At 72.3% G+C, this 23897-nt stretch carries 21 protein-coding genes; 10 read left to right on the top strand and 11 right to left on the bottom strand.

Annotated elements, in window-relative coordinates; genetic code table 11:
• Positions 1-107 precede the first annotated feature (107 nt).
• On the top strand, positions 108-518 hold the full coding sequence (locus B9S58_RS20915) for a VOC family protein (protein WP_103533637.1): 411 nt from the start codon (positions 108-110) through the stop codon (positions 516-518).
• Positions 519-658: 140 nt separating this feature from the next.
• Here B9S58_RS20915 and B9S58_RS20920 read toward each other — a convergent pair whose 3' ends face one another.
• The 3 genes from B9S58_RS20920 to nirB form a co-directional block, all read right to left on the bottom strand.
• Positions 659-1825 carry an alkaline phosphatase PhoX gene (locus B9S58_RS20920; RefSeq protein ID WP_103533695.1) on the bottom strand — a complete coding sequence of 389 codons (1167 nt, stop codon included), beginning with the start codon at positions 1823-1825 and terminating at the stop codon, positions 659-661.
• Positions 1826-2001: 176 nt separating this feature from the next.
• A complete protein-coding gene (nirD, locus tag B9S58_RS20925) occupies positions 2002-2361 on the bottom strand; it encodes a nitrite reductase small subunit NirD (RefSeq protein WP_103533638.1) in 360 nt (119 codons plus the stop codon).
• A complete protein-coding gene (gene nirB / locus B9S58_RS20930) occupies positions 2361-4973 on the bottom strand; it encodes a nitrite reductase large subunit NirB (RefSeq protein ID WP_103533639.1) in 2613 nt (870 codons plus the stop codon). Before nirB ends, nirD begins: the two co-directional genes overlap by 1 nt.
• A 190-nt stretch (positions 4974-5163) precedes the next feature.
• Between nirB and B9S58_RS20935 the strand changes: the two genes are divergently transcribed.
• A complete protein-coding gene (locus B9S58_RS20935) occupies positions 5164-5955 on the top strand; it encodes a TSUP family transporter (protein WP_103533640.1) in 792 nt (263 codons plus the stop codon).
• 18 nt (positions 5956-5973) lie between these two features.
• On the opposite strand, the gene B9S58_RS20940 is transcribed toward B9S58_RS20935, so the two are convergent.
• The 4 genes from B9S58_RS20940 to B9S58_RS20955 all read right to left on the bottom strand — a co-directional run bounded on the left by B9S58_RS20940 (position 5974) and on the right by B9S58_RS20955 (position 8629).
• Complete coding sequence (locus B9S58_RS20940) at positions 5974-6606, bottom strand: class F sortase (RefSeq protein ID WP_103533641.1); 633 nt, start codon at positions 6604-6606, stop codon at positions 5974-5976.
• 82 nt (positions 6607-6688) lie between these two features.
• Positions 6689-7234, bottom strand: coding sequence for a hypothetical protein (locus tag B9S58_RS20945; RefSeq protein WP_103533642.1), 546 nt, complete (start codon positions 7232-7234; stop codon positions 6689-6691).
• Between the two features lie 389 nt (positions 7235-7623).
• Positions 7624-8094: a DUF5990 family protein gene (locus B9S58_RS20950; RefSeq protein WP_103533696.1), complete on the bottom strand. Its 471-nt coding sequence runs from the start codon at positions 8092-8094 to the stop codon at positions 7624-7626.
• A 70-nt stretch (positions 8095-8164) separates the two neighbouring features.
• Positions 8165-8629 carry a hypothetical protein gene (locus B9S58_RS20955; protein ID WP_103533643.1) on the bottom strand — a complete coding sequence of 155 codons (465 nt, stop codon included), beginning with the start codon at positions 8627-8629 and terminating at the stop codon, positions 8165-8167.
• Positions 8630-8723: 94 nt separating this feature from the next.
• On the opposite strand from B9S58_RS20955, the gene B9S58_RS20960 reads away from it, so the two are divergent.
• From B9S58_RS20960 to B9S58_RS20970, 3 genes are all read left to right on the top strand, one after another.
• Positions 8724-9359 (top strand): NADPH-dependent FMN reductase, encoded by a 636-nt coding sequence (locus tag B9S58_RS20960; protein WP_103533644.1) that lies wholly within the window; start codon positions 8724-8726, stop codon positions 9357-9359.
• 71 nt (positions 9360-9430) lie between these two features.
• Positions 9431-9772, top strand: coding sequence for a divalent-cation tolerance protein CutA (gene cutA, locus B9S58_RS20965; RefSeq protein WP_103533645.1), 342 nt, complete (start codon positions 9431-9433; stop codon positions 9770-9772).
• Positions 9769-10272, top strand: coding sequence for a gamma-glutamylcyclotransferase family protein (locus B9S58_RS20970; RefSeq protein WP_103533646.1), 504 nt, complete (start codon positions 9769-9771; stop codon positions 10270-10272). Before cutA ends, B9S58_RS20970 begins: the two co-directional genes overlap by 4 nt.
• Positions 10273-10360: 88 nt before the next feature.
• Here B9S58_RS20970 and B9S58_RS20975 read toward each other — a convergent pair whose 3' ends face one another.
• The gene (locus B9S58_RS20975; protein WP_374935700.1) at positions 10361-11086 is read right to left on the bottom strand and encodes a vancomycin high temperature exclusion protein; all 726 of its coding nucleotides are present in this window, start codon (positions 11084-11086) and stop codon (positions 10361-10363) included.
• A 306-nt stretch (positions 11087-11392) separates the two neighbouring features.
• Here B9S58_RS20975 and B9S58_RS20980 point away from each other — a divergent pair, with 306 nt between their 5' ends.
• From B9S58_RS20980 to B9S58_RS21000, 5 genes are all read left to right on the top strand, one after another.
• A complete protein-coding gene (locus tag B9S58_RS20980; RefSeq protein WP_103533648.1) occupies positions 11393-12331 on the top strand; it encodes a sirohydrochlorin chelatase in 939 nt (312 codons plus the stop codon).
• A 54-nt stretch (positions 12332-12385) separates the two neighbouring features.
• On the top strand, positions 12386-13837 hold the full coding sequence (locus B9S58_RS20985) for a deoxyguanosinetriphosphate triphosphohydrolase (protein ID WP_181009392.1): 1452 nt from the start codon (positions 12386-12388) through the stop codon (positions 13835-13837).
• A 124-nt stretch (positions 13838-13961) separates the two neighbouring features.
• A complete protein-coding gene (locus B9S58_RS20990; RefSeq protein ID WP_103533649.1) occupies positions 13962-15221 on the top strand; it encodes an NAD(P)/FAD-dependent oxidoreductase in 1260 nt (419 codons plus the stop codon).
• 94 nt (positions 15222-15315) lie between these two features.
• Positions 15316-17235, top strand: a complete 1920-nt coding sequence (gene dnaG / locus B9S58_RS20995; protein WP_103533650.1) for a DNA primase — start codon at positions 15316-15318, stop codon at positions 17233-17235.
• Between the two features lie 218 nt (positions 17236-17453).
• The gene (locus tag B9S58_RS21000) at positions 17454-18554 is read left to right on the top strand and encodes an RNA polymerase sigma factor (RefSeq protein ID WP_181009393.1); all 1101 of its coding nucleotides are present in this window, start codon (positions 17454-17456) and stop codon (positions 18552-18554) included.
• 17 nt (positions 18555-18571) lie between these two features.
• Here B9S58_RS21000 and B9S58_RS21005 read toward each other — a convergent pair whose 3' ends face one another.
• The 3 genes from B9S58_RS21005 to B9S58_RS21015 form a co-directional block, all read right to left on the bottom strand.
• Entirely contained in the window at positions 18572-20500 is a 1929-nt protein-coding gene (locus B9S58_RS21005; RefSeq protein ID WP_103533652.1) for an ABC transporter ATP-binding protein, read from the bottom strand.
• Positions 20500-22233: an ABC transporter ATP-binding protein gene (locus tag B9S58_RS21010; RefSeq protein WP_103533653.1), complete on the bottom strand. Its 1734-nt coding sequence runs from the start codon at positions 22231-22233 to the stop codon at positions 20500-20502. The genes B9S58_RS21005 and B9S58_RS21010 overlap by 1 nt, the downstream gene beginning before the upstream one ends.
• Before the next feature lie 184 nt (positions 22234-22417).
• Positions 22418-23869, bottom strand: a complete 1452-nt coding sequence (locus B9S58_RS21015) for an FGGY family carbohydrate kinase (RefSeq protein ID WP_103533654.1) — start codon at positions 23867-23869, stop codon at positions 22418-22420.
• Between the last annotated feature and the right edge of the window lie 28 nt (positions 23870-23897).

A 23897-nucleotide genomic window follows, 5' to 3' on the forward strand; every position in this document is an offset into this window, starting at 1 on the left:
TCCGTCCGCCGAACGGCGATGAGTTCTGTGCGGCCGTGCCGTCCAACCATCGAGAGCGCCCGACGGGCCACCGAGGGCGCCACGGGACAGAGGGAGAGGAAACGGCCATGGCTCGGATGATCTTCGTGAACCTGCCGGTGAAGGACCTGGAGACCACGGTGGGCTTCTTCGGGAAGCTCGGCTTCACGACCAACCCGCAGTTCAGCGACGACAAGGCCGCGTGTCTGGTCATCAGCGACACGATCTTCGCGATGCTGATGACGGAGCCGCGCTTCAAGGAGTTCACCAGGAAGGACGTCGTCGACGCGTCGAAGGCGACCGAGGTCATCCTCGCGCTCAGCGCCGACAGCCGCGAGAAGGTCGACGAGATCGTCGACGCGGCGCTGGCCTCCGGTGGGTTCCCGGCGGGCGGGACGCAGGACCTGGGATTCATGTACGGCCGTTCGTTCCAGGACCCCGACCACCACATCTGGGAGGTCATGTGGATGGACCCGGCCGCTGCCGAGGGCCAGGCCTGACCTCGGCCGTACGCCGGGCCGACGCGGCGACCCGCGCCGGCCGGCCCGTCGCCCGGAGGTGCCCCGACCGCGACCAGTGGCCGAAAACCGCCGTCAGGGAATACCGCCGTCAGCCGAAGCCGCCCTCGGCCGAACCCCCGTCAGCTGCGGAAGGGCCCCTTCACCTCGTACGTTATGCCCCCGGAGGAGCTTCCTCTCGTCCCGCGCTGCGAGGAGAAGTAGAGCCGGCTTCCGTCCGGCGAGAACGCGGGCCCGGTGATCTCCGAACGGGACTGGCCGGTGATCCGCAGGAACGGGGCCACCGTGTCGTCCGGCGTGATCAGGCAGATCTCCATGTTCCCGCCGTCCTCCGCGATGTAGAGGTCTCCGGATCCGGACCGGGTGACGTTGTCCACCCCGGTCAGCGGGGCCGCACCGCCCGTCACCAGCGAGTCGTCGTAGGCGAGCGAGATCGACGAGGCGTTCGCGTCGTACGCCCACACCCGGTTGTCGCCCTTGGTGGTGAACCAGCAGGTGCCCGCCGCGTAGAAGCAGCCCTCACCGCCCTTGAACACCTTCGCCCCGGACACCTGGTGCCGGGTCTGGGTGGAGGAGGCGGCCGGGTCCGGCACGTCCGCCCAGCTCACCGGCCCCGAGGTGCCCGTGCCCGCGACCAGCACCTGAAGGGTGCCGTTCGACAGGTTCCCCCACGTCGTGGGCCGGAAGCGGTAGAAGCGGCCGTCGCTCTCGTCCTCGGTGAGGTAGACGTACCCGTGGTCCGGGTCGGCGGCGGCGGCCTCGTGCTTGAAGCGGCCCATCGCCGGACGCCGCACCGCCGCGTTCACCCCCCAGGGATCGGTCTCGTACGCATACCCGCGGGTGACCTCCTCGCAGGACAGCCAGGTGTTCCACGGGGTCGAGCCGCCCGCGCAGTTGTTGTTCGTGCCGGACAGGATCCGGTACGCGGACGTCACCGTCCCCGAGGAGTTGAACCGCACCGCGCTCGCCCCGCCCCCGCTGCTCGGGGACACCTCGGCGTTGGAGACGTAGATCCAGCCCGAGCCGTCGGCGTACGTCGCGCCGCCGTCGGGCGCGCGGTGCCAGCGGTAGGAGGTGCCGGGCACGGTCTGCCCGGAACGGGCGACGACGCGGCTGGTGAAGCCGCTCGGCAGCCGGATGCCGTCGCCGTTGGCCGACTGGAGGGCGCCGTACGGGCCGGGGGCCGGCTGGGCCGGGTCGGCGAAGGCGGCGCCCCGCCACAGCGTGCCGCCGAAGGCCGCCGCCGAGCTGCCGATCACCGCGGTGCGCAAGAAGGTCCGACGTTCCACGATCACTCCACGTATGAGTGAGGGCCCGCCGTTCCGGACGGACCGGCGGGTCGCGCGTCAGGACTGTAGGAGTGCGGAATTGACGGAACGTCAAGGGAGGATGAACGGGCGGCGGACGGGTTGCACAGGCCGCACCTCCGAGGCCCGTCCGCCCGTACCGGCCGCGCCCCCGCGAATCAGTCCGCCCGTACGGTGAAGACCGGTACCGCCGCCTCCTCGTCGTCCAGGCATGTGCCCGTCGCCAGGTCGAAGCGCTGCTTCAGCAGCGGCGAGGCCACGAACGGCCGCCCGCCCGCGGAGCCGAGCAGCCCGCGCGAGAGGACGTAAGCCCCGGTGAACGGGTCCCGGTTGCCGATCGCGTACACCTGGCCGGCCCGGTCCATGAAGACGGCCGCCTGGTCCCCGTCCGGCAGCAGCACCGCGACACCCCGCCCGGGGATCAGCAGCCCCCGCTTGCAGACCGTCAGCCAGTGTGTCCCGTGGGCGAGCCGGACGGGCCCGGTGCCCCGCGCGGTCGTGATCGTCGCGATGGTCATCAGGATGCGGTCCCTTCGAGGGCGCGGACGGCGAGCACGGGTCCCGCGAGCAGCTCCAGATCCGGCTTGATCTGGTCCCTCTCCGGAACGAACCTCACCGAGGGGTCGGGGGCGTCGGGGGCGTTGACGAAGGTGACGAAGCGGCGCAGCCGTTCCGGGTCGTTGATGGTCTCGGCCCACTCGTCGCGATAGCCCGCGACATGGTCGGCCATCAGCCGCTCCAGCTCCTCGCAGATCCCCAGCGAGTCGTGCACCACCACGTTCCGGACGTGGTCCAGGCCGCCGTCGAGCCGCTCCAGCCAGGCCGAGGTGCGCTCCAGACGGTCGGCGGTGCGGATGTAGAACATCAGGAACCGGTCGATCAGCCGCACCAGTTCAGCGTCCGACAAGTCCTGGGCCAGCAGGTCCGCGTGGCGCGGGGTGGCTCCGCCGTTGCCGCCGACGTACAGATTCCAGCCCTGGGCGGTGGCGATGATCCCGAAGTCCTTGCCCCGGGCCTCCGCGCACTCGCGGGCGCAGCCGGAGACCGCCGACTTCAGCTTGTGCGGGGAGCGCAGGCCCCGGTAGCGCAGCTCCAGGTCGATCGCCATCTTCACGGAGTCCTGTACGCCGTAGCGGCACCAGGTCTGCCCCACACAGGACTTGACCGTGCGCAGCGACTTCCCGTACGCGTGCCCGGACTCGAAGCCCGCGTCCACCAGCCGGGTCCAGATCAGCGGGAGCTGGTCGACGCGGGCCCCGAAGAGGTCGATGCGCTGGCCACCGGTGATCTTCGTGTAGAGCCCGAAGTCGCGGGCGACCTCGCCGATGATGATGAGCTTCTCCGGGGTGATCTCGCCGCCGGGAATCCGCGGCACGATCGAATACGAACCGTTGCGCTGGAGGTTGGCGAGAAAGTGGTCGTTGGTGTCCTGGAGTGCCGCCTGCTCACCGTTCAGCACGTAGCCGCTCGCGCCGACCGTGGGGGCGAGCGAGGCGATGACCGAGCCGACCGTCGGCTTGCAGACCTCACAGCCGTCCCCGCCCCGCGCCTCCTCCCGGCCGTGCGAGTCGAGCAGCTCCGCGAAGGAGGTGACCTCCAGGGTGCGGACGATCTCGTACAGCTCGCTGCGGCTGTACGGGAAGCAGCCGCACAGCCCCGCGTCCTCGGGCGGCGGCATCAGCTGCCCGATCACCTTGAGGCAGCTGCCGCAGCCCGTACCGGCCTTGGTGCACTTCTTCACCTCGGGCAGGGTGGTGTGCTCGCAGACCGCGCCCTTGGTCACGTTGTGGCAGGAGCAGATCACCGCCTCGTCCGGCAGCGCGGAGGGGCCGAGTGCCACCGGGCCGCCCGCCCCGGCCGGCAGCACCAGCTGCTCGGGGGCGACCGGCAGCACCGTGCCCGTCATCGGCCGCAGCGTGCCGTACTGGTCCGCGTCCCCGACCAGTACCCCGCCCAGCAGGGTCCCGTCCGGCCCGATCACCAGCTTCTTGTAGACCCCTGAGCGGGCGTCGGAGTAGACGACGTCGAGCGACCCCTCGGCCGCCCCGTGCGCGTCGCCGAACGAGGCCACGTCCACGCCGAGCAGCTTCAGCTTCGTCGACAGGTCCGCACCCGTGAACGCGGACCGCCCACCCGCGATCACCTCGGCCGCCGCCTGGGCCATCTCGTAGCCGGGCGCGACCAGCCCGTACACCCGGCCGTCGGCGGCCAGCGCGCACTCGCCGATCGCGAACACGGCCGGGTCCGACGTCCGGCACTCCTCGTCCACGACGATCCCGCCGCGTTCCCCGACCGCCAGACCGCACTCCCGGGCCAGCTGGTCGCGGGGCCGCACACCCGCCGAGAAGACCACCAGATCGACGTCGAGCGAGGAGCCGTCGGAGAGGGCCATCCCGGTCACCGCGCCGTTCTCCCCGGCGGTGACCTCCTGCGTACCGACCCCCGTGTGGACGGTCAGCCCCATCTCCTCGATCGTCCGCAGCAGCGCCGCGCCCCCGCCCTCGTCCACCTGGACCGGCATCAGCCGGGGAGCGAACTCCACCACATGGGTGCTCAGCCCGAGCCCCTTCAGCGCCCCGGCCGCCTCCAGACCGAGCAGCCCGCCGCCCACCACCGCACCGGTGGCCGCGCCCTTCGCGTACTCCTCGATCGCGAGCAGGTCCTCGATGGTCCGGTACACGAAGCAGCCCCGGGCGTCCTTCCCCGGCACCGGCGGCACGAAGGGGTACGAGCCCGTCGCCAGCACCAGCGTGTCGTACGGGAACACCGTCCCGGACCGCGAGGTCACCGTCCGCCCCGCGCGGTCGACGCTCCGGGCCGGGTCGCCGACGTACAGCTCGATGCCGTGCCGGTCCATGAAGTCCGACGCCACCAGCGAGAGGTCCTCGGGGCTGCGCCCGTCGAAGTACGAGGTGAGCCGCACCCGGTCGTAGGCGGGCCGGGGCTCCTCGCAGAGCACGACGACCCGGGCGGCACCGGCCGCCGGGGTCAGCCCGCGGTCGGCCAGGGCCTCCAGGAACCGCTGGCCGACCATGCCGTGCCCGACGACCACGATCGTCGGAACGGCGGTGTGCGCCATGCCGTTCGGGGCGGCGGCGGTGGTGCTCGGGTCGAAGGTGGGCTCCGGCATCTCAGTGGCCTCCGTCGGTTGTCCTCATGCCCTGAGCCTGGGCGGGAGGTGTTACCCGGCCGCATCCCGCCTGTTTCCCGGGCGGAACCTTGCGCTCAGCGGCCGCGCCGGGGCCCTGTGAGGGACCGGGGGGTGCGGGCGCACGGGGGAGGGGCGGGGCGGCTCGGCGACAGGCGTCTAAGGTCGGGTCGTGCCTGACATAACCCTGACGACCCTGATCCTTCTCTGCCTCGCCGCGGCCGCCGCGGGCTGGATCGACGCGGTGGTGGGCGGCGGCGGACTGCTGCTCCTGCCCGCGCTGCTGCTCGGCCTGCCGCACGCTTCGGCGGCCCACGTCCTCGGCACCAACAAGGCCGTGGCGATCGTGGGCACCTCGGGCGCGGCGGTCACCTTCCTGCGCAAGGCCCCGGTACGGGTGGGGCTGGCGGTGCGGGTCGGTCTGATGGCGCTCGCCGGGTCGATGGCCGGGGCGTTCTTCGCCGCCGGGATCAGCAGCGAGGCGCTCCGGCCGGTGATCATGGTCGTACTGCTGGGGGTCGCGGCCTTCGTGATGCTGCGCCCGTCCTTCGGCACGGCCGCGGTCGGTGACGGCACGGACCGGCCGGTCACCCGGGCCCGGATCGTCACCGCGATCGTGCTGGTCGGCGGCGGGATCGGCTTCTACGACGGGCTGTTCGGACCGGGCACCGGCACCTTCCTGGTGCTGGCCCTGACCGCCGTGCTCCACCTGGACCTGGTGACCGCCTCGGCCACCGCGAAGATCGTCAACGTGTGCACCAACGCGGGGGCGCTGGCGATGTTCGCGTACCAGGGCACGGTGCTGTGGCAGCTCGCGGCTCTGATGGCGGTCTTCAACCTGGCGGGCGCGATGATCGGGGCCCGGATGGCGCTGAGCCGGGGGAGCGGCTTCGTCCGGGCGGTGCTGCTGACGGTGGTGTTCTCGCTGGTCGCCAAGCTCGGCTTCGACCAGTGGAACGCGTAGCGTCCCCGGACGGTGCGTTCAGCGCACATCGGTGAGGTGCGCGTACGCCACCACGTTGCCCTGGTAGCCGGTCTCCTCCGAGAAGCCGCCGCCGCAGGTGATCAGCCGGAGCGACGCGTGCGGGGAGTCGCCGTAGACCCGCTGGTCGGGGAAGTCGTCGTTGTCGTAGACCTCGATGGCGTCGATCGAGAAGACGGCCGTGCGCCCGTCCTCGCGGACCACCTCGACCGTGGTCCCCTTGGTCAGGGCCCCCAGTGCGTAGAAGACGGACGGACCGTCCGCGTTGTCCACGTGCCCCGCGACGATCGCGGTGCCCTGCGCGCCGGGCGGGACCCCGCCTCCGTACCAGCCCGCGAGGTTGCGGTCCTCGTCCGGCGGTACGTCGAGGCTGCCGTCGGCGGCCAGCCCCAGCCGTGTCATCGGCGCGTCCACCTCGATGCTCGGGATGCGGATGCGGACCGGCTCGGAGGGGTGCAGCGGCTCGGCGACGGGGGAGCCGGGCTGGAGCTGGGGCCCGGCGGCGAAGGCCTGGGCGCTGGAGGGCTGCGGCGGGATCAGCTGGCCGCCGGGGCCGTTCTGGATGAGCCAGATGCCGCACAGCACGGCGATGCCCACCAGCCAGCCCTTGGCCTTCTGCGCGCTCGGTGACACGGCGTCGTCCTCGGTCGGTGGTCCGGGCGGACGGGGCGCGCTCGGGGACGCGCCCCGCCCGGTCAGGGGGGAAGCCGGCGGTTCAGCTTCCTTCGGCGCCCTCGGAGCGGCGGCGCAGCAGCCACAGCCCGCCGACGGCCGCCAGCCCGATCACGCCGACGCCGAGGGCGACCCGCGTGGAGTTCGGTTCGACGGTGCCGCCGACCCCGGTCCGCACATGGCCGGACGGGCGGTCGTGGATGGGCTTGTCGTGCTTGCCGCCGCCGATCACCTTGAGGTCGCCGACCGCGTCCTTGCCGTTGTCGCAGGAGACGACGATCTCGTAGGTGCCGGCCCGGGTGTCGTGCGGCACGGTGAACCGGCCGACCACGACCTCCTTGTGGGTGCCGGGGCGCACCTCGAAGTCTCCGGCGTCCAGGGAGTTCGCGTCACCGATGCCGGAGCCCTTCTTGCCGCAGGCGGTGGTGTTCACGGTGACGGTGGCGCCGGGCGCCGCGGTCGCCGGGGTGATCTCCAGACGGCCGAAGTCACCCGCGTACGCGGACGGAGCGGCGGCGGTGAGACCGAACGCGATGACGGTGAACGCGGCACCGACGGTGCCGGTCACGAGGCGGGCAGGACTGCGCATGGGGATCCTCCGGGCAGACGGCGCGAGCGGGTGTGTCCTGACCCCGAGCCAACGGGGACACGGCCCCCCACGCCTTCTGACGGAAAGTCAGCTTTCACCCGTACGGACCGGCGCGGCACCCTTGCCGGAATGGATCACTGCAGGTCGCGGCGGTGCGGCTGGGCCGTTCGGTCCGTGCTGCCGGTCCGGGTGCCGATCGGGTGAGGCGTCCACATTGAGTGTGACACAGGTCACATGAATGGCATCGCGGGCCCCGGGCACACGGAAGACACCCCCCCACGGGACGGATACCCGCCCCCCCACGGCGCCCGCCCCCACCGGTCCACTCCCCCCCTGGACCGGTGGGGGCGGTGTCGGATCCGCCCCCGGCCGCTCCCGCCGTCCGGCCCTCAGGCCCCGCTCGCCCCGCCCGTGGCGCTCCAGATGATCCGCGGCGGACGCACCCGGGCGCACAGAGGCTGCCCCTTGGCGTCGGCGAGCCCGAGCCGGCCGGTGAGATGCCCGGAGCGTACGGCGGCTTCGAGGACGTCCGGGTCGATGTCGCTGAACATCAGCTTGGCGCGCCGGAACATCGTGAAGACCCCGGCGTCGTCCACCGTGCCCCACGACAGATAGACGAACCGCCCGCCCAGCCGGTTCTGCACGTAGGGCCCCGACACCTCGATCCCGTCCGCCGTCGAGGTGGCCGTGCAGTCGAGCACCCACGAGGCGGAGGGGGCGTCCCCGGCGTGCAGGCCGAGCAGCTCCCCCGGCCGGTCCTTGCGCTGGACGCCGACGTGGATGTTCTCGTACCCGGGGAAGTCGCTGTCCGGGCCGCAGCTGCGGCCGGGAAGGGCTGAGGCCTCGATATGGATCTGCATGCCCCCATGGTCCGGCACGGCCGAAGCCGGCGGTGTGCGGGCGGCCTCCGCTCCTTCCGTGCGGGTGGCCTCACACGGTGTCCTCCGGAGCGCTGTCGTACACCCCGCCCAGGTCCCTCATCAGCTCCTCGTCGACCGTGAACCCGGTGCCGTCGATCCGCCGCACCGGCGCGATGCCCTGCGAGTTGCAGACGAAGGCGGAGCGGTAGCGGCCCACCCTGTCCGGGCCCTCCGGTGTCACCGGGCGGCGCACCGACGGCCGTCCGGCGGCGTCCCGCCGCCCCGCGCAGTCCAGGGCGTGCCGGACCAGCTCCCGGCCCCGGTCGCCTTCCAGCGGCAGTTCGAACAGCTCCCGGTTCGCGGCGTCCAGCCGGGCGAGGTGCGGCGCGAGCCCGCGCGTCCTCCCGTCCCGCACCTGCAGGGCGGTGAAGTGGCCGTAGCCGTACAGTGCGGGGATCCGCAGATCCTCCTCGGTGGCGGGCCGGCCGTCGAACTCGATGTGGGGCACGGGTGTGCTCGGCGGGTGCGTCGTCATGCGGCCACCGTGTGCGTGCCGTCCGGACCCGGGCGGGAGGTTCCGGACGGATGAGCTTGACCTCAACCATAGTTGAGGCAGAAAGCTCAACGCCATGGACACCACAGCCGCATCCGCCACGCCCACCGCATCCACCACGCCCGCGACCGAGTCCGCCCCCCTCAAGGCCGCCGTCATCCTCGGCAGCAACCGCGACGGCCGCTTCGGAACCGTCGTCGCCGAGTGGTTCCTGGCCCGCGCGGCGGACCACTCCGGCATCGAGACCGAACTGGTCGACGTCGCCGAGGCCGGCCTGCCCACCGCGATCACCTTCAGCCCCGGGCCCGAGGAGGCGGCGCGGCTCGGCGCGGTCTCCGCCCGGCTCGCCGCGGCCGACGCCTTCGTCGTCCTCACGCCCGAGTACAACCACTCGTTCCCCGCACCGCTGAAGAACCTCATCGACTGGCACAGCGCGGAATGGCGGGCCAAACCCGTCGCCTTCGTCAGTTACGGCGGTATCTCCGGCGGGCTGCGGGCCGTCGAACAGCTCCGGCAGGTCTTCGCCGAACTGCACACCGTCACCGTCCGCGACACCGTGTCCTTCCACAACGCCGGCGCTCTCTTCGACGACGAGGGACGCCATCTGGACCCGGAGCCCGCCGACGCGGCGGCCAAGACGCTGCTGGACCAGCTGGTGTGGTGGGGCACCGCGCTGCGCGACGCCCGGAATCTCCGTCCGTACGGCGCCTGACGCTCCGTGGGCCGACAATCGCATCGAAGGCCCACGGGCAGGGAGCCCGCCGTACTCCGAGGAGACCGACGATGACAGCGCCGCCGGCATGGCTGACCGTAATGACCACGACCGACAGCGAGGAAAAGGCCCAGGCCCTGGCTCAGTCGGCGGTGGAGGCCAGGCTGGCGGCCTGCGCTCAGATCTCCGCCCCCGTGACCTCCGTCTACCGGTGGCAGAACGCCATCGAGACGACCGAGGAGTGGCAGGTGCTCTTCAAGACGACGTCGGAGCGTTACGACGAACTGGAGGAGCACATCCAGCGGGAGCACGACTACGACACGCCGGAGATCATCGCCCTGCCGGTGATCCGGGGCAGTGCCCGCTACCTCGGCTGGGTGACGGCGGAGACGGCGCCCCCGGCAGCCCTGTGACGGCGGCCGTGACCACGACCGTCCCCGGCGGCCCCGTCGCCGCCGAGCTGCCCTTCTTCGTGTACGGGACGCTGCTGCCGGGCGAACCCAACCACGACCTGTTCCTCCGGGGCCGTACGGCGGGGGAGCGGCCGGCCGTGCTGCCCCGGGCCCTGCTCTACGACGGCCCCGGCTACCCGTACGCGATCGACGGCCACGGCCGCGTCCACGGCACCCTGCTCGTCGCCGCGCCCGGGGTGTACGGGGAACTGCTCGGGCTCCTGGACCACCTGGAGGAGTTCCTCGGCCCCGGCCACCCGCGCAACCTGTACGAACGGGTCGTCCGCGAGGTCGAGCTGCCGGCCGAGGGGGCGCCGGGAGCCGGCGGGTCAGTGCGGGCCTGGGTCTACCTCGCCGCGACCGCCGTCACCCGCTCGCTGCGGACCGGCGGCGTCCTCATCCCCGGAGGGCGGTGGGCCACCGGACGCACCCGGGGCGACTCCTGGGACCGGTCGCCCTGACCTCGTCATCCACCCGCCCGGCGCAAGCGGCCCGTGCCCGCGCTCCGGGGCCGTCGGCACGCGCACCCCGTGCCCGCGCCCCGGGCCGTCAGCGCACCCCGGCGTCCAGGGCCTCCGTCACGCCCTGCTCCTCCGGCCCCAGGAAACGCGGGTCGGGCCGGAGCAGGGCGTCCAGCGCGGCCTTGCCCGAGGCCGCCAGCTCCCGGGAGCCGCCGTAGTACCAGGTGGCGTCCCGTGGCTCGTCGACCCCGACGCCGTACGCGTCGATCCCGGCGGACCGGCACAGCGTGACCGCCCGGTGGATGTGGAAGCCCTGGCTCACCAGCACCGCCCGGTCGACCCCGAAGATCTTCTTGGCCCGGACGCAGGAGTCCCAGGAGTCGAATCCGGCGTAGTCGCTCACGATCCGCTCGTCGGGCACCCCGCGCCCGGTGAGATACGTGCGCATCGCGTCCGGCTCGTCGTACTCCACCCGGCTGTTGTCCCCGGTGACCAGGACGACCTTCACCTTCCCGGTGCGGTACAGCTCGGCCGCCGCGTCCAGCCGGTGCGCGAGATACGGGGTCGGCCGGCCCTTCCACAACCCGGCGCCGAACACCACGGCGACCTCCCGCGCCGGAGCCTCGGCCGCCGTACCCACCCGGTCGCCGGCCTCCAGCCGCATCCAGGTCGCGGGCACGAGCGCCAGCACACAGGCAGCCATCAGCCCCTGCACCAGCACCCGTTGGGACCGCCGGGTGCGCGGCAGCCGCAGAGCGGCGGGCCGGGCCGGTGGTCGCAGGGCGGACCGGGCGGGCCACCGGGGCTCCTTCAGTCATCGTCCGGGCAGCCCGAGAGCCGTCCTTCTTCCGCCGGTCTTCCTGCTCTTCCCGGTCTTCCCGCGCACCAGAACCCCCACTCGTCCGTCCGTCGCGCCGTCCGCGCCGCGTACCCCCACCCCACCTGACGACGGGAGTACCGCGAAGGTTCGCCCGCCGCCCCGGTTGTGGGGTCCGGCACCGGAGAGGAGCGGACGGCACGGGCGTACGCACACCGCTCCCGCCCCCCGCGGTGAGGCGGCGGAAAACGCCTGTGACCCTCGCGCAACGGCCCGGCAATCTCCGACCGGCACCATCGGTCCATGACGGAGCCGGCCCCGGAACAGCCCCACCAGTCGCCCTTGCTGCCCGACAGCGCCGCGCGACTCCTCACCCGTATCACCGACCGGCTCGGCGCCCAGCTCAGCCTCGTCTCCCGGAACGGAACCCGCAGGCCCATGCAGCGCACCCGGCAGTCCGCCCGCCCCGCGCAGGACCGGCGCGGCGCGCCCGCCCCGTCCCTGGTCGCCGTAGCGCACGGCAGCCGCGATCCGGAGGCCCCGCGCACCGTGCTGGCCCTCCTGGACCGGGTGCGCGAACTGCGCCCCGGCCTCGACGTGCGGCTCGGCCACATCGAGCTGAACCGGCCACTGCTCCCGGACACCCTCGACGGCCTGCGCGGGGCCGACGCCGTCCTCGTACCGCTGCTCCTGGGACGCGGCCACCACGTCAAGCGCGACCTGCCCGACGCGACGGCCGCCGCCCCCGGCGTACGCACCCGGATCGCCGCGCCCCTCGGGCCGCACCCCCTGCTCGTCGAGGCGTTGTACGAGCGGCTCGTCGAGGCCGGCTGGGACCCCGCCGACCGGGGCGGGCGGGGCGCCGCCGTGGTCCTCGCCGCCGCCGGATCGCGCGACCCCGACTCGGCCCGGGACACCCGGCGCACGGCCCGCATGCTCGCCGAACGCCTCGGTGCGCCCGTCGTCCCCGCGTACGCCTCCGCCGCCACGCCCACCGTCCCCGCCGCCCTGCGCGCGCTGGCCGCCCGGGGCCGCCATCGGGCCTTCGTCGCCTCGTATTTCACCGCCCCCGGCCGCTTCGCGAGCGCCTGTGCCGACGCCGCACCGCACCGGGCCGCCGCCCCGCTCGGCGCGCACCCGGCGATGGCCCGCCTCGTGCTGCACCGCTACGACCAGGCACGGTCCGCCGCCGAGGGTGTCCGGGCCCAGGCCGACGCGGTGACCCTGCTCGCTTCCGCCTGACATCCCGGGCCGGCTCACACCACGTTGTCCGTCCCGGTCGCTACTGTCGGAACCATGGACGGCACACAGGGCGCACACGGGGCAGAACCGGCACACGGCACGCACGGGACACAGAGCGCACAGGGGCCACAGAGCGCACAGAGTGCACAGAGTGCACAGAGTGCACAGAGCCCGGAGAGTCCGCGGCGCCCACCGAGCGCGCACAGCGGGCAGGGCGCGCACGGGACCCTGGGCCCCTACGGGTCCGCCGACACCGAGCGCTTCGACACCGAGGAGGACAAGCGCCCCGGCCGCACCGCCTTCCAGCGCGACCGCGCCCGGGTCCTGCACTCCGCCGCCCTGCGCCGGCTCGCCGGGAAGACCCAGGTGGTGACGCCCGGCACCCGCTCCCTCGTCTGGGACGCCAGCCCCCGCACCCGGCTCACCCACTCCCTGGAGTGCGCCCAGGTCGGCCGCGAGCTCGGCGCGGTCCTCGGCTGCGACCCGGACCTGGTCGAGACGGCCTGCCTGGCCCACGACCTGGGCCACCCGCCGTTCGGCCACAACGGCGAACAGGCGATCGACGACTTCGCCTCCGACTGCGGCGGCTTCGAGGGCAACGCCCAGTCGCTGCGCCTGCTGACCCGCCTGGAACCCAAGCGCTTCGTCCGCGACCCGCGCACCGGCGACCTCGTCAGCGTCGGCCTCAACCTGACCCGGGCCGCCCTGGACGCCGCCACCAAGTACCCCTGGCCGCGCGGCGCGCACCCCACCGACCCGCACGCCGCCAAGTTCGGGGTGTACGCCGACGACCTGCCGGTCTTCGCCTGGGCCCGCGAGGGCGCTCCCGAGGACCGCACCTGCTTCGAGGCCCAGGTGATGGACTGGTCCGACGACGTGGCGTACAGCGTGCACGACTTCGAGGACGGGCTGCACGCCGGGCACATCGACCCCAACTGCCTCTACGCCGAGCCGGAGCGCGAGGAGATCTGGGCGGTCGCCATCGGCCGCTACGTCCCGGCCGGCACCGACCCGCAGGAGCTGTCCGAGGCCCTGGACCGGCTGATCGACCAGGACTGGTGGCCGCACGGCTACGACGGCTCCGCCGTGGCCCAGGCCCGCCTGAAGGACGCCACCAGCCAGCTCATCGGCCGCTTCTGCATGGCGGCCGAGACCGGCACCCGCGCGGTGTACGGACCCGGCCGCCTCGGCCGGTACGGCGCCGAACTGGTCGTCCCGCGCGCCGTCCGCCACGAGTGCGCGGTGCTCAAGGCGGTGGCCGACCGCTACGTGATGCAGCGCGTCGAGCAGGAGGCCATCCGCGTCGACCAGCGCATCGTGATCGCCGAGCTGGCGGCCGCCCTCACCGCCCGCGCCCCCGAAGGCCTGGAACCGCACTTCCGCGCCCTGTTCGACCAGGCGCCCGACGACCACGCCCGCAAGCGCGTCCTCGTCGACCAGATCGCCGCCCTCACCGACGCCTCCGCACGATCCCTGCACGCCGCGCTCACCGCCCGTCGCGGCTGACCGGCAGACTGGAACCTGACCACTGGGGGTGACCTGTCCCGGGCACTCCCTCTTTCGCCATCACGCTGCGTGCGGGACGCTCGCAGCTGGGGCGCCGCGCAGCACAGCACTGAGGAGGCATCAAGTGGTCGACGCACACCAGACGTTCGTCATCGTCGGAGCAGGACTCGCAGGGGCGAAGGCGGCCGAAACGCTGCGCGCCGAAGGGTTCACCGGCCGGGTGATCCTCATCGGTGACGAGCGCGACCACCCCTACGAACGGCCGCCGCTCTCCAAGGGCTACCTGGACGGCAAGGCCGAACGCGACAGCGTCTTCACGCACGAACGCCCCTGGTACGCGGGCGCCGACATCGAACTGCACCTCGGCCAGCCGGTCACCGCGCTCGACCGGTACGCCAGGACCGTGCGGCTCGGCGACAACACCGTCATCCACTACGACAAGCTGCTGCTGGCCACCGGCTCCGAACCACGCCGCCTGGACATCCCCGGCACCGAACTGGCCGGCGTCCACCACCTGCGCCGCCTCGCCCACGCCGACCGGCTGCGCAACGTCCTCGCCGCCCTCGGCCGCGACAACGGCCACCTGGTCATCGCCGGAGCCGGCTGGATCGGCCTGGAGGTCGCCGCCGCCGCCCGCGGCTACGGTGCCGAGGTCACCGTCGTCGAGGCCGAGCCCACCCCGCTGCACCAGGTCATCGGCCCCGAGCTGGGCCAGATCTTCACCGAACTGCACAGCGCGCACGGCGTCCGCTTTCACTTCGGCGCCCGCCTCACCGAGATCACCGGCCAGGACGGCATGGTCCTCGCAGCCCGCACCGACGACGGCGAGGAGCACCCCGCCCACGACGTCCTCGCCGCGATCGGCGCCGCCCCGCGCTCCGCCCTCGCCGAGGCCGCGGGACTGGAGATGGCCGAGCGCGCCCATGGCGGCGGCATCGCCGTGGACGCCTCGCTGCGCACCTCCGATCCGCACATCTACGCCGCCGGGGACGTCGCGGCGGCCGCCCACCCGCTGCTGGGCACCCGGCTGCGCGTCGAGCACTGGGCGAACGCCCTGAACGGCGGACCGGCTGCCGCCCGCGCCATGCTCGGCCAGGACGTGACGTACGACCGTGTCCCGTACTTCTTCTCCGACCAGTACGACCTGGGCCTCGAATACTCCGGCTGGGCCCCGCCCGGCTCCTACGACGAGGTGATCATCCGGGGCGACGCCGGGAAGCGGGAGTTCATCGCGTTCTGGCTGAAGGACCGCCGCGTCCTCGCCGGGATGAACGTCAACGTGTGGGATGTCACCGAAACGATCCAGGAGCTCGTCCGGGCCCGCCAGCAGCACGACCCGGAGGCCCTCGCCGACCCGTCGGTCCCGCTGGACTCCCTGCTCTGAGGACCCTTCCGGGGCGCGGCCGGGACGGCCCGCGCCCCGGAAGACCGGCCCACCGTGCGTCCCGGCTGTCCGCCCCCACCCGTAGACTTCACCCGTGGCTGGCAGGATCAATGACGACGACGTGAAAGCGGTACGGGACGCGGTCCCGATCGACTCCGTCGTGTCCGAATACCTCCAGCTGCGCAACGCGGGCGGCGGAAACCTCAAAGGACTCTGCCCCTTTCACGACGAGAAGTCCCCCTCCTTCCAGGTCAGCCCCGGCAAGGGCCTGTTCCACTGCTTCGGCTGCCAGGAGGGCGGCGACACGATCGCCTTCGTGATGAAGATCGACCACCTCTCCTTCTCGGAGACGGTCGAGCGCCTCGCCGCCAAGGCGGGCATCACCCTGCGGTACGAGGAGGGCGGCTACAACCCCTCCCACCAGCGCGGCGAACGCATCCGGCTGATCGAGGCCCACCAGGCCGCCGCCGAGTTCTACCTCCGCGCGCTGGAGAGCCCCGAGGCCGAGATCGGCCGGAAGTTCCTCGCCGAGCGCGGCTTCGACCAGGACGCCGCCACCCACTTCCGCGTCGGCTACAGCCCGGCCGGCTGGGACCACCTCACCCGCTATCTGCGCGGCAAGGGCTTCAGCGACAAGGAGCTGATCACCTCCGGGCTCTCCCAGGACGGCCGCCGCGGCCCCATCGACCGTTTCCGCGGCCGGCTGATGTGGCCGATCAGCGACACCGCCGGGGAGATCGTCGGCTTCGGCGCCCGCAAGCTCCGCGACGACGACAACGGCCCGAAGTACCTGAACACCCCCGAGACCCCGATCTACAAGAAGTCCCAGGTGCTGTACGGCATCGACCTGGCCAAGAAGGACATCGCCAAGGCCAGCCGCGCGGTCGTCGTCGAGGGCTACACCGACGTCATGGCCTGCCACCTCGCCGGGGTCACCACCGCCATCGCCACCTGTGGCACCGCCTTCGGCAACGACCACATCAAGATCCTGCGCCGCCTCCTCATGGACAACGGCAGCGCCCGCGTGATCTTCACCTTCGACGGCGACTCGGCCGGCCAGAAGGCCGCCCTCCGTGCCTTCGAGGACGACCAGAAGTTCGCCGCCGAGACGTACATCGCCATTGCCCCGGACGGCATGGACCCCTGTGACCTGCGGCTCGCCAAGGGCGACGACTCCGTACGCGACCTGGTCGAGCCGCGCACCCCGCTCTTCGAGTTCGCCCTGCGCCAGATCGTCGGCCGCTACGACCTGGAGACCCCGGCCGGACGCGCGGCCGCCCTCGACGAGGCGGCCGCCGTCGTCGCCAAGATCAAGACGAGCAGCGTGCAGCGCGAGGTCGCCGTCCAGCTCGCCGGTTTCGTCGGCATCCTCGACCAGGAGTTCGTGGTCCACCGGGTCGCCCAGCTCGCCCGCTGGGCCCGCGACAAGGGCGGCGACCAGGGGGAGCGCGGCGGCCGCGGCGGCCCCCGGGGCACACGCGGCGGGCCCCCGCAGCAGACCGCCCCCGCCCCCGGCTTCTCCGGCCCCGCGCTCAACCTCCGCAGCCCCGCCCACCGCACCGAGCGCGAGCTGCTCAAGCTCGCCCTCCAGAAGCCCGCCCTGGTCGCCCCGGCCTTCGACGCCTACGGCATGGACGAGTTCACCGCCCCGCCGTACGCCGCCGTGCGCCGGTGCATCGAGGAGGCGGGCGGCGCCGAGCAGGGCCTCGCCGACAACCGCGAATATCTGGTCGCCGTCATGGACGCGGCCCCCGACAACACCGTCCGCAGCCTCGTCACCGAGCTCGCCGTCGAGGTCTTCATCGGCAAGACCATCGACGAGACCTACGCCGGCATGCAGCTCGTCCACGTCCGGCTGCGCGCCGTGGACCGCCGCATCAACGACGTACAGGGCAGCCTCGCCCGCCTCGGCAGCAACGTCGCCCCCCAGGACCTGGCCGCCGCGCAGAACGAGGTCTGGGTGCTCCAGCAGTACGCCCAGTCCCTGCGCGCCCACGGCGCCGCCGCGCTCTGAGCCCGGCAGGAACCCGCCCGCGGCCCGGCACGGCCGTAACCGCCCGGTGACGGAACGGAATCAGAAAGTCCCCGCACGCCCCTCGTGACAGTCGTGTGTCGTACCCCACACTGGGGAATGTCTGAGTCATCGGAGCACGCCGGTCCGCGGGGGAACACCCGGGGCCGGACAGACCTCCACCCCCGTCATCCGGCAGCGATCACCTGGAGGTCGCCCCCGTGCAGACCCGGACCGTGACGACCACGACCGAGCCCATCGCGGCCATCCCAGCCATTCCCGCGCAGAACCGGGCTCTGCACCACCCGGAGACCGCGGCCGGCCCGCCCGGACACGCACCCGAGGCAGTCATGGTGGAAGCGACACACCTCCCCGACCCCCCGGAGCCCCGGAACCGGGCGGACTCCGGCGGCCCCACCTCCGACCTGTTCCGGCAGTATCTGCGCGAGATCGGCCGCATCCCGCTGCTCACCGCCGCCGAGGAGGTCGAACTCGCCCGCCGCGTCGAGGCCGGACTCTTCGCCGAGGAACGCCTCGCGGGCACCCCGGACCTCGACTCCCGCCTGGCCGGGGACCTGGACCGCCTGGTGGTGATGGGCCGCACGGCCAAACGCCGCCTCATCGAGGCCAACCTCCGCCTCGTCGTCTCCGTCGCCAAACGCTACGTGGGCCGCGGGCTGACCATGCTCGACCTGGTCCAGGAGGGAAACCTCGGACTGATCCGGGCCGTGGAGAAGTTCGACTACGCCCGGGGCTACAAGTTCTCCACGTACGCGACCTGGTGGATCCGCCAGGCCATGTCCCGCGCGCTCGCCGACCAGGCCCGCACCATCCGCGTCCCGGTCCACGTCGTGGAACTGATCAACCGCGTGGTGCGGGTCCAGCGCCGGATGCTCCAGGAGCGCGGCATCGAGCCCAGCGCCGAGGACGTCGCCGACGAGCTAGACCTGACGCCCGAGCGGGTCACTGAAATCCTCCGCCTGGCCCAGGAGCCCGTCTCCCTGCACGCCCCCGTCGGCGAGGAGGACGACGTCTCCTTCGGCGACCTCATCGAGGACGGGGACGCCGCGTCACCCGTCGAGTCGGCCGCCTTCCTGCTGCTGCGCGAACACCTGGAGGCGGTGCTCTCCACCCTCGGCGAACGCGAACGCAAGGTCGTACAACTGCGGTACGGCCTGGAGGACGGGCGGCCCCGCACCCTGGAGGAGATCGGCCGGATCTTCGGCGTGACACGCGAACGCATCCGCCAGATCGAGTCCAAGACCCTCAGTAGGCTGCGGGACCACGCCTTCGCCGACCAACTCCGCGGCTACCTCGACTGATCCCCCGGGCCCACGCCTCAGTCCACCTCGGCCAGCGCCTGGGCGAACTGGGCCGCGTACAGCCGTGCGTAGGCGCCCTTGGCAGCCAACAGCTCCTCGTGCGTGCCCTGTTCGACGATCGAGCCGCTCTCCATCACCAGGATCACGTCCGCGTCCCGGATCGTGGAGAGCCGGTGCGCGATCACGAACGACGTACGCCCGTGGGCCAGGCGCGCCATCGCCTTCTGGATCAGCACCTCGGTCCGGGTGTCCACCGAACTGGTCGCCTCGTCGAGGACCAGGATCACCGGGTCGGACAGGAACGCCCGCGCGATGGTGATCAGCTGCTTCTCGCCCGCGCTGACCCCGGAGCCCTCGTCGTCGATCACCGAGTCGTACCCGTCGGGCAGGGTCCGGACGAACCGGTCCGCGTGCGCCGCCCGGGCCGCCTCCTCGATCTCCTCCCGGGTGACCTCGCGCGAAGCGCCGTACGCGATGTTCTCGGCTATCGAACCGCCGAACAGCCAGGTGTCCTGGAGCACCATGCCTATGGAGGACCGCAGATCGGCGCGGGACATCTTCGCCACGTCGACCCCGTCGAGCGCGATCCGCCCGCCGGTCACCTCGTAGAACCGCATCAACAGGTTGACCAGCGTGGTCTTGCCCGCCCCGGTCGGACCGACGATCGCGACGGTCTGCCCCGGCTCCACGCTCAGCGACAGATCCTCGATCAGCGGCTTCTCCGGCTCGTAGCGGAAGGAGACCTTCTCCAGCGAGACCCGGCCGTCAAGACGCTCCGGGCGCTCCCCGTGCTCCGGATCCGCGTCCTGCTCCTCGGCGTCCAGCAGTTCGAAGACCCGCTCCGCCGACGCGATGCCGGACTGGATGAGGTTGGCCATCGAGGCGACCTGCGTCAGCGGCATCGAGAACTGCCGCGAGTACTGGATGAACGCCTGGACGTCACCGATCGACAGCGCACCCGAGGCCACCCGGAGCCCGCCGACCACCGCGACCAGCACGTAGTTGATGTTCGAGATGAAGAACATCAGCGGCTGCATGAGCCCGCTGGCGAACTGGGCCTTGAAGCCCGCCGCGTACAGCGCCTCGTTCTGCTCGGCGAAGTCCCGCGCGGACTCCTCCTGCCGGCCGAAGACCTTCACCAGGGTGTGCCCGGTGTACATCTCCTCGATATGGGCGTTGAGCGTGCCCGTCACCCGCCACTGCTGCACGAACTGCGGCTGCGACCGCTTGCCGACCTGCGTCGCCACGACCACCGACAGCGGGACCGTCACCAGCGCGACCAGGGCCAGCAGCGGGGAGATCCAGAACATCATCACCAGCACGCCGACGATCGTCAGCAGCGAGTTGATGAGCTGCCCCATCGTCTGCTGGAGCGTCTGCGAGACGTTGTCGATGTCGTTCGTCGCCCGGCTCAGCACCTCACCGCGCTTGGCCCGGTCGAAGTACGACAGCGGCAGCCGCGCCAGCTTCGTCTGGAGGTCCTCGCGCAGCTGGAACACGATCCGGTTGATCACCCGGATCGACAGCCGCGTCGACACCAGCATCAGCAGCCCGGCCCCGACATAGATCACCAGGGCCAGCAGCAGAACGTTCCCCACCGGCCCGAAGTCGATGCCCTCGCCCGGGGTGAAGTCCACCCCCGAGAGCATGTCGGCCATGGAGCCGCGGCCGTCCTCGCGCAGCCCCTCGATCGCCTGCGCCTTCGTCGTGCCCTCGGGCATCCCGCGCCCGACCACGCCGGCGAAGATCAGGTCCGTCGCCCTGCCGAGGATCTTCGGCCCGGCCACCGACAGCCCGACGCTCACCGTCACCGCGGCCAGCATCAGCCACAGCGAGGACTTCTCCCGGCCGAACCGCTTCAGCAGCCGCTTGCTCGACCCCTTGAAATCCATCGACCGCTCGGTGGGCGCACCCCCGGCCATCATCCGTCCACCCGGACCGGCCATTACGCGGCCTCCGCTTCCGTCAGCTGGGAGAGCACGATCTCCCGGTACGTTTCATTGCCGTCCATCAGCTCGTGGTGGGTGCCGGACCCCACGAGCCGGCCCTCGTCCAGCACCAGGATCCGGTCCGCGTCGCGGATGGTGGACACCCGCTGCGCCACGATCACCACGGTCGCCCCGGCCGTCTCCCGCCCCAGCGCCGCCCGCAGCGCGGCGTCGGTCGCGTAGTCCAGCGCGGAGAACGAGTCGTCGAACAGATAGATCTCCGGGCGCTGCACCAGCGTCCGGGCGATCGCGAGCCGCTGCCGCTGACCGCCGGACACATTGGTGCCGCCCTGCGCGATCGGCGCGTCCAGCCCGTGCTCCAGCGCCTCGACGAACTCCTTGGCCTGCGCCACCTCCAGCGCGTGCCACAGCTCCTCGTCGGTCGCGTCCGGATTCCCGTACCGCAGGTTCGTCGCGACCGTCCCCGAGAAGAGGTACGGCTTCTGCGGCACCAGGCTCACCGTCTTCGCCAGCAGCACCGGGTCCAGCGTCCGCACGTTCTCGCCGTCGACCAGCACCTCGCCGTCCGTCACGTCGAACAGCCGGGGAACCAGCCCGAGCAGCGTGGACTTCCCGCTGCCCGTCGACCCGATCACCGCGGTCGTCTCACCGGGCCGGGCCACGAGATCCACGTTCCGCAGCACCGGCTCCTCAGCACCCGGATACCGGAACTCGGCCCCGCGCACCTCCAGATGCCCGTGCCGCCGCAGCTCGGTGACCGGTGCGACGGGCGGCACGACGCTCGAATCGGTGCCGAGGACCTCCTCGATGCGCTCGGCGCACACCTCGGCGCGCGGCACCATCATGAACATGAAGGTGGCCATCATCACGGCCATCACGATCTGCATCAGATAGGCGAGGAACGCGGTCAGCGCACCGATCTGCATCCCGCCGCTGTCGATCCGGTGCGCGCCGAACCACACCACCGCGACCGACGACAGGTTGACCACCGTCATCACGGTCGGGAACATCAGCGCCATCAGCCGGCCGGTCGCCACCGACACGTCGGTCAGCTCGGTGTTGGCACCCCGGAACCGCTTCTCCTCGTACGCGTCCCGGACGAAGGCGCGGATGACCCGGTTGCCGGTGATCTGCTCGCGCAGCACCCGGTTCACACCGTCCAGCCGCTCCTGCATGGTGCGGAACAGCGGCCCCATCTTCCTCACGATGAGTCCGACCGAGACACCGAGCACCGGCACGACCGCCAGCAGCACCGCGGAGAGCGGCACGTCCTGGCCGAGCGCCATGATGATGCCGCCGACGCACATGATCGGGGCCGACACCATCAGGGTGAACGCCAGCAGCACCAGCATCTGGACCTGCTGGACGTCGTTGGTGGTCCGGGTGATCAGCGAGGGCGCCCCGAAGCGCCCCAGCTCACGGGCGGAGAAGGACTGCACCCGGTCGAAGACGGCGGCCCGCACATCGCGCCCGAGGGCGGAAGCGGTCCGGGCCCCGTAGTACACGGCCCCCACGTTGCAGAGGACCTGGAGAACGCTGACGGCGATCATGAGACCGCCGAACTCCAGGATGTAGCCGGTGTCGCCCGTGACGACACCGTTGTCAATGATGTCGGCGTTCAGGCTGGGCAGATACAGAGTGGCGCAGGTCTGGAGCAGCTGGAGGAACACCAGCAGCACGATGGGTTTCTTGTACGGGCCCAGATGGGCCCGCAGGAGTTTTATGAGCACGCGGGTCTCTCGGAATCGGCGGCAGGCAGAGGCCGACCCAGTTTCGCGTACGCCGTACTCCGAGGGCGAACCCTTTTCGCCAAGCCCAGGTCAAACCTGGAGCGCGCGAACAGAGCCCCTGCGCTCCGGACGCACCGCCTCACCCCGGGTGCGCGCCTACTCCGGCTACGCGGCCGGGACGGGCCTACTCCGGGTGTGCGCCGCCGAAGGCCCCGGGGTGGATCTGGTCCCGGGTCGCCGTGTACTGCTGACGCACCGCACCGCCGACCGCCAGCTCGTCGCCGGGCTCCAGCACCTGGGCCGCCGCGCCCTGCCAGGCCGGGGGAGTGCGCGGGTCGAGGGAGCCCTGCGAGACGCCGAGCGCCCAGGCCGCCTGCCGGGCCGCGCCGATCGCCGCGTACTGGGCGGGCTGCGGCACCACGACCTGGGTGCCGAACACGGCCGGAGCCAGAGCCTGTACGGCGGGCAGCTCGGCAGCGGCACCGAGCAGAAAGACGCGCCGCACCTCCACGCCCCGGCCGCGCAGTACGTCGAGGGCGTCGGCCAGCGAGCAGAGCATCCCCTCGAACGCGGCCCGCGCCAGATGCTCCGGCTTCATCGACTCGCGCCGCAGCCCGCTCAGAGTGCCCGCGGTGTGCGGGAGCTGCGGGGTGCGCTCGCCCTCCAGATACGGCAGCAGCACCAGCCCGGAAGCGCCCGGCGTGGACTTCAACGCCAGGGCCGACAGCTCCTCCAGCCCGTCGGTGCCCAGCATCTCGGCGGTCCCGCGCAGTGCCCGTACGGCATTGGAGAGGTGCACCACCGGCAGATGCTTCCCGGTGGCGTCGGCGAACGAGGTGATCATCCCGTTCGGGTCGGCGAGCGCCTCGTGGTGGACCGCCATCACGGAGCCGGAGGCCCCCAGCGACACCACCGCGTCGCCCACCGCGACCCCGAGCCCGAAGGCCGCGGCCATGGTCTCGCCGGTGCCCGCGGAGATCAGCAGTCCCTCGGGTGTCATCCCGGCGGAGTCGGCCGGGCCGAGCACCTCGGGCAGCCCGGCGGAGTGCCCGAGCGCCAGCTCGACCAGATCGGGCCGGTAGGAGGCGGACCCGGCCGACCAGTAGCCGGTGCCCGAGGCCGCGCCCCGGTCCGTGGTCCGCCGGGCGGGCCGGCCCAGCAACTGCCACACGAGCCAGTCGTGCGGCTGGAGCACCGCGGTCACCCGCTGGGCGTTCTCCGGCTCGGTCCGGGCCAGCCAGCGCAGCTTCGCCACCGGCTGCGCGGCCCCCGGCACGGCCCCGACGGCTTCCGCCCAGGCCTGCCGTCCGCCCAGCGCGTCGACGAGATCGGCCGCGGCGACCTGCGCCCGCCGGTCGTTGCCGAGCAGAGCGGGACGCACGAGATTGCCCTGCCGGTCCAGCGGGACGAGCCCGTGCTGCTGCGCGGAGACCCCGATAGCCTGCACGCCTTCGAGCAGCCCGCCGGAGGCCGCCTCGCCGAGCGAGAGCAGCCAGGCCTGCGGATCGACCTCGGTGGCCTTGGCCTCGACCGGGTGGGCGGCGTACCCCTCCCGGAGCACGGCGCCCGTATCCGTGTCGCAGACGACGATGTGAGTGAAGGCGGAAGAACTGTCCAACCCCGCGACTATGCCCATACGGAGATTCTGCCGCACCCCGCGACTC

Origin of the sequence: Streptomyces sp. SM11 (assembly GCF_002910905.1) — a bacterium.
Classification (GTDB): Bacteria; Actinomycetota; Actinomycetes; order Streptomycetales; family Streptomycetaceae; genus Streptomyces.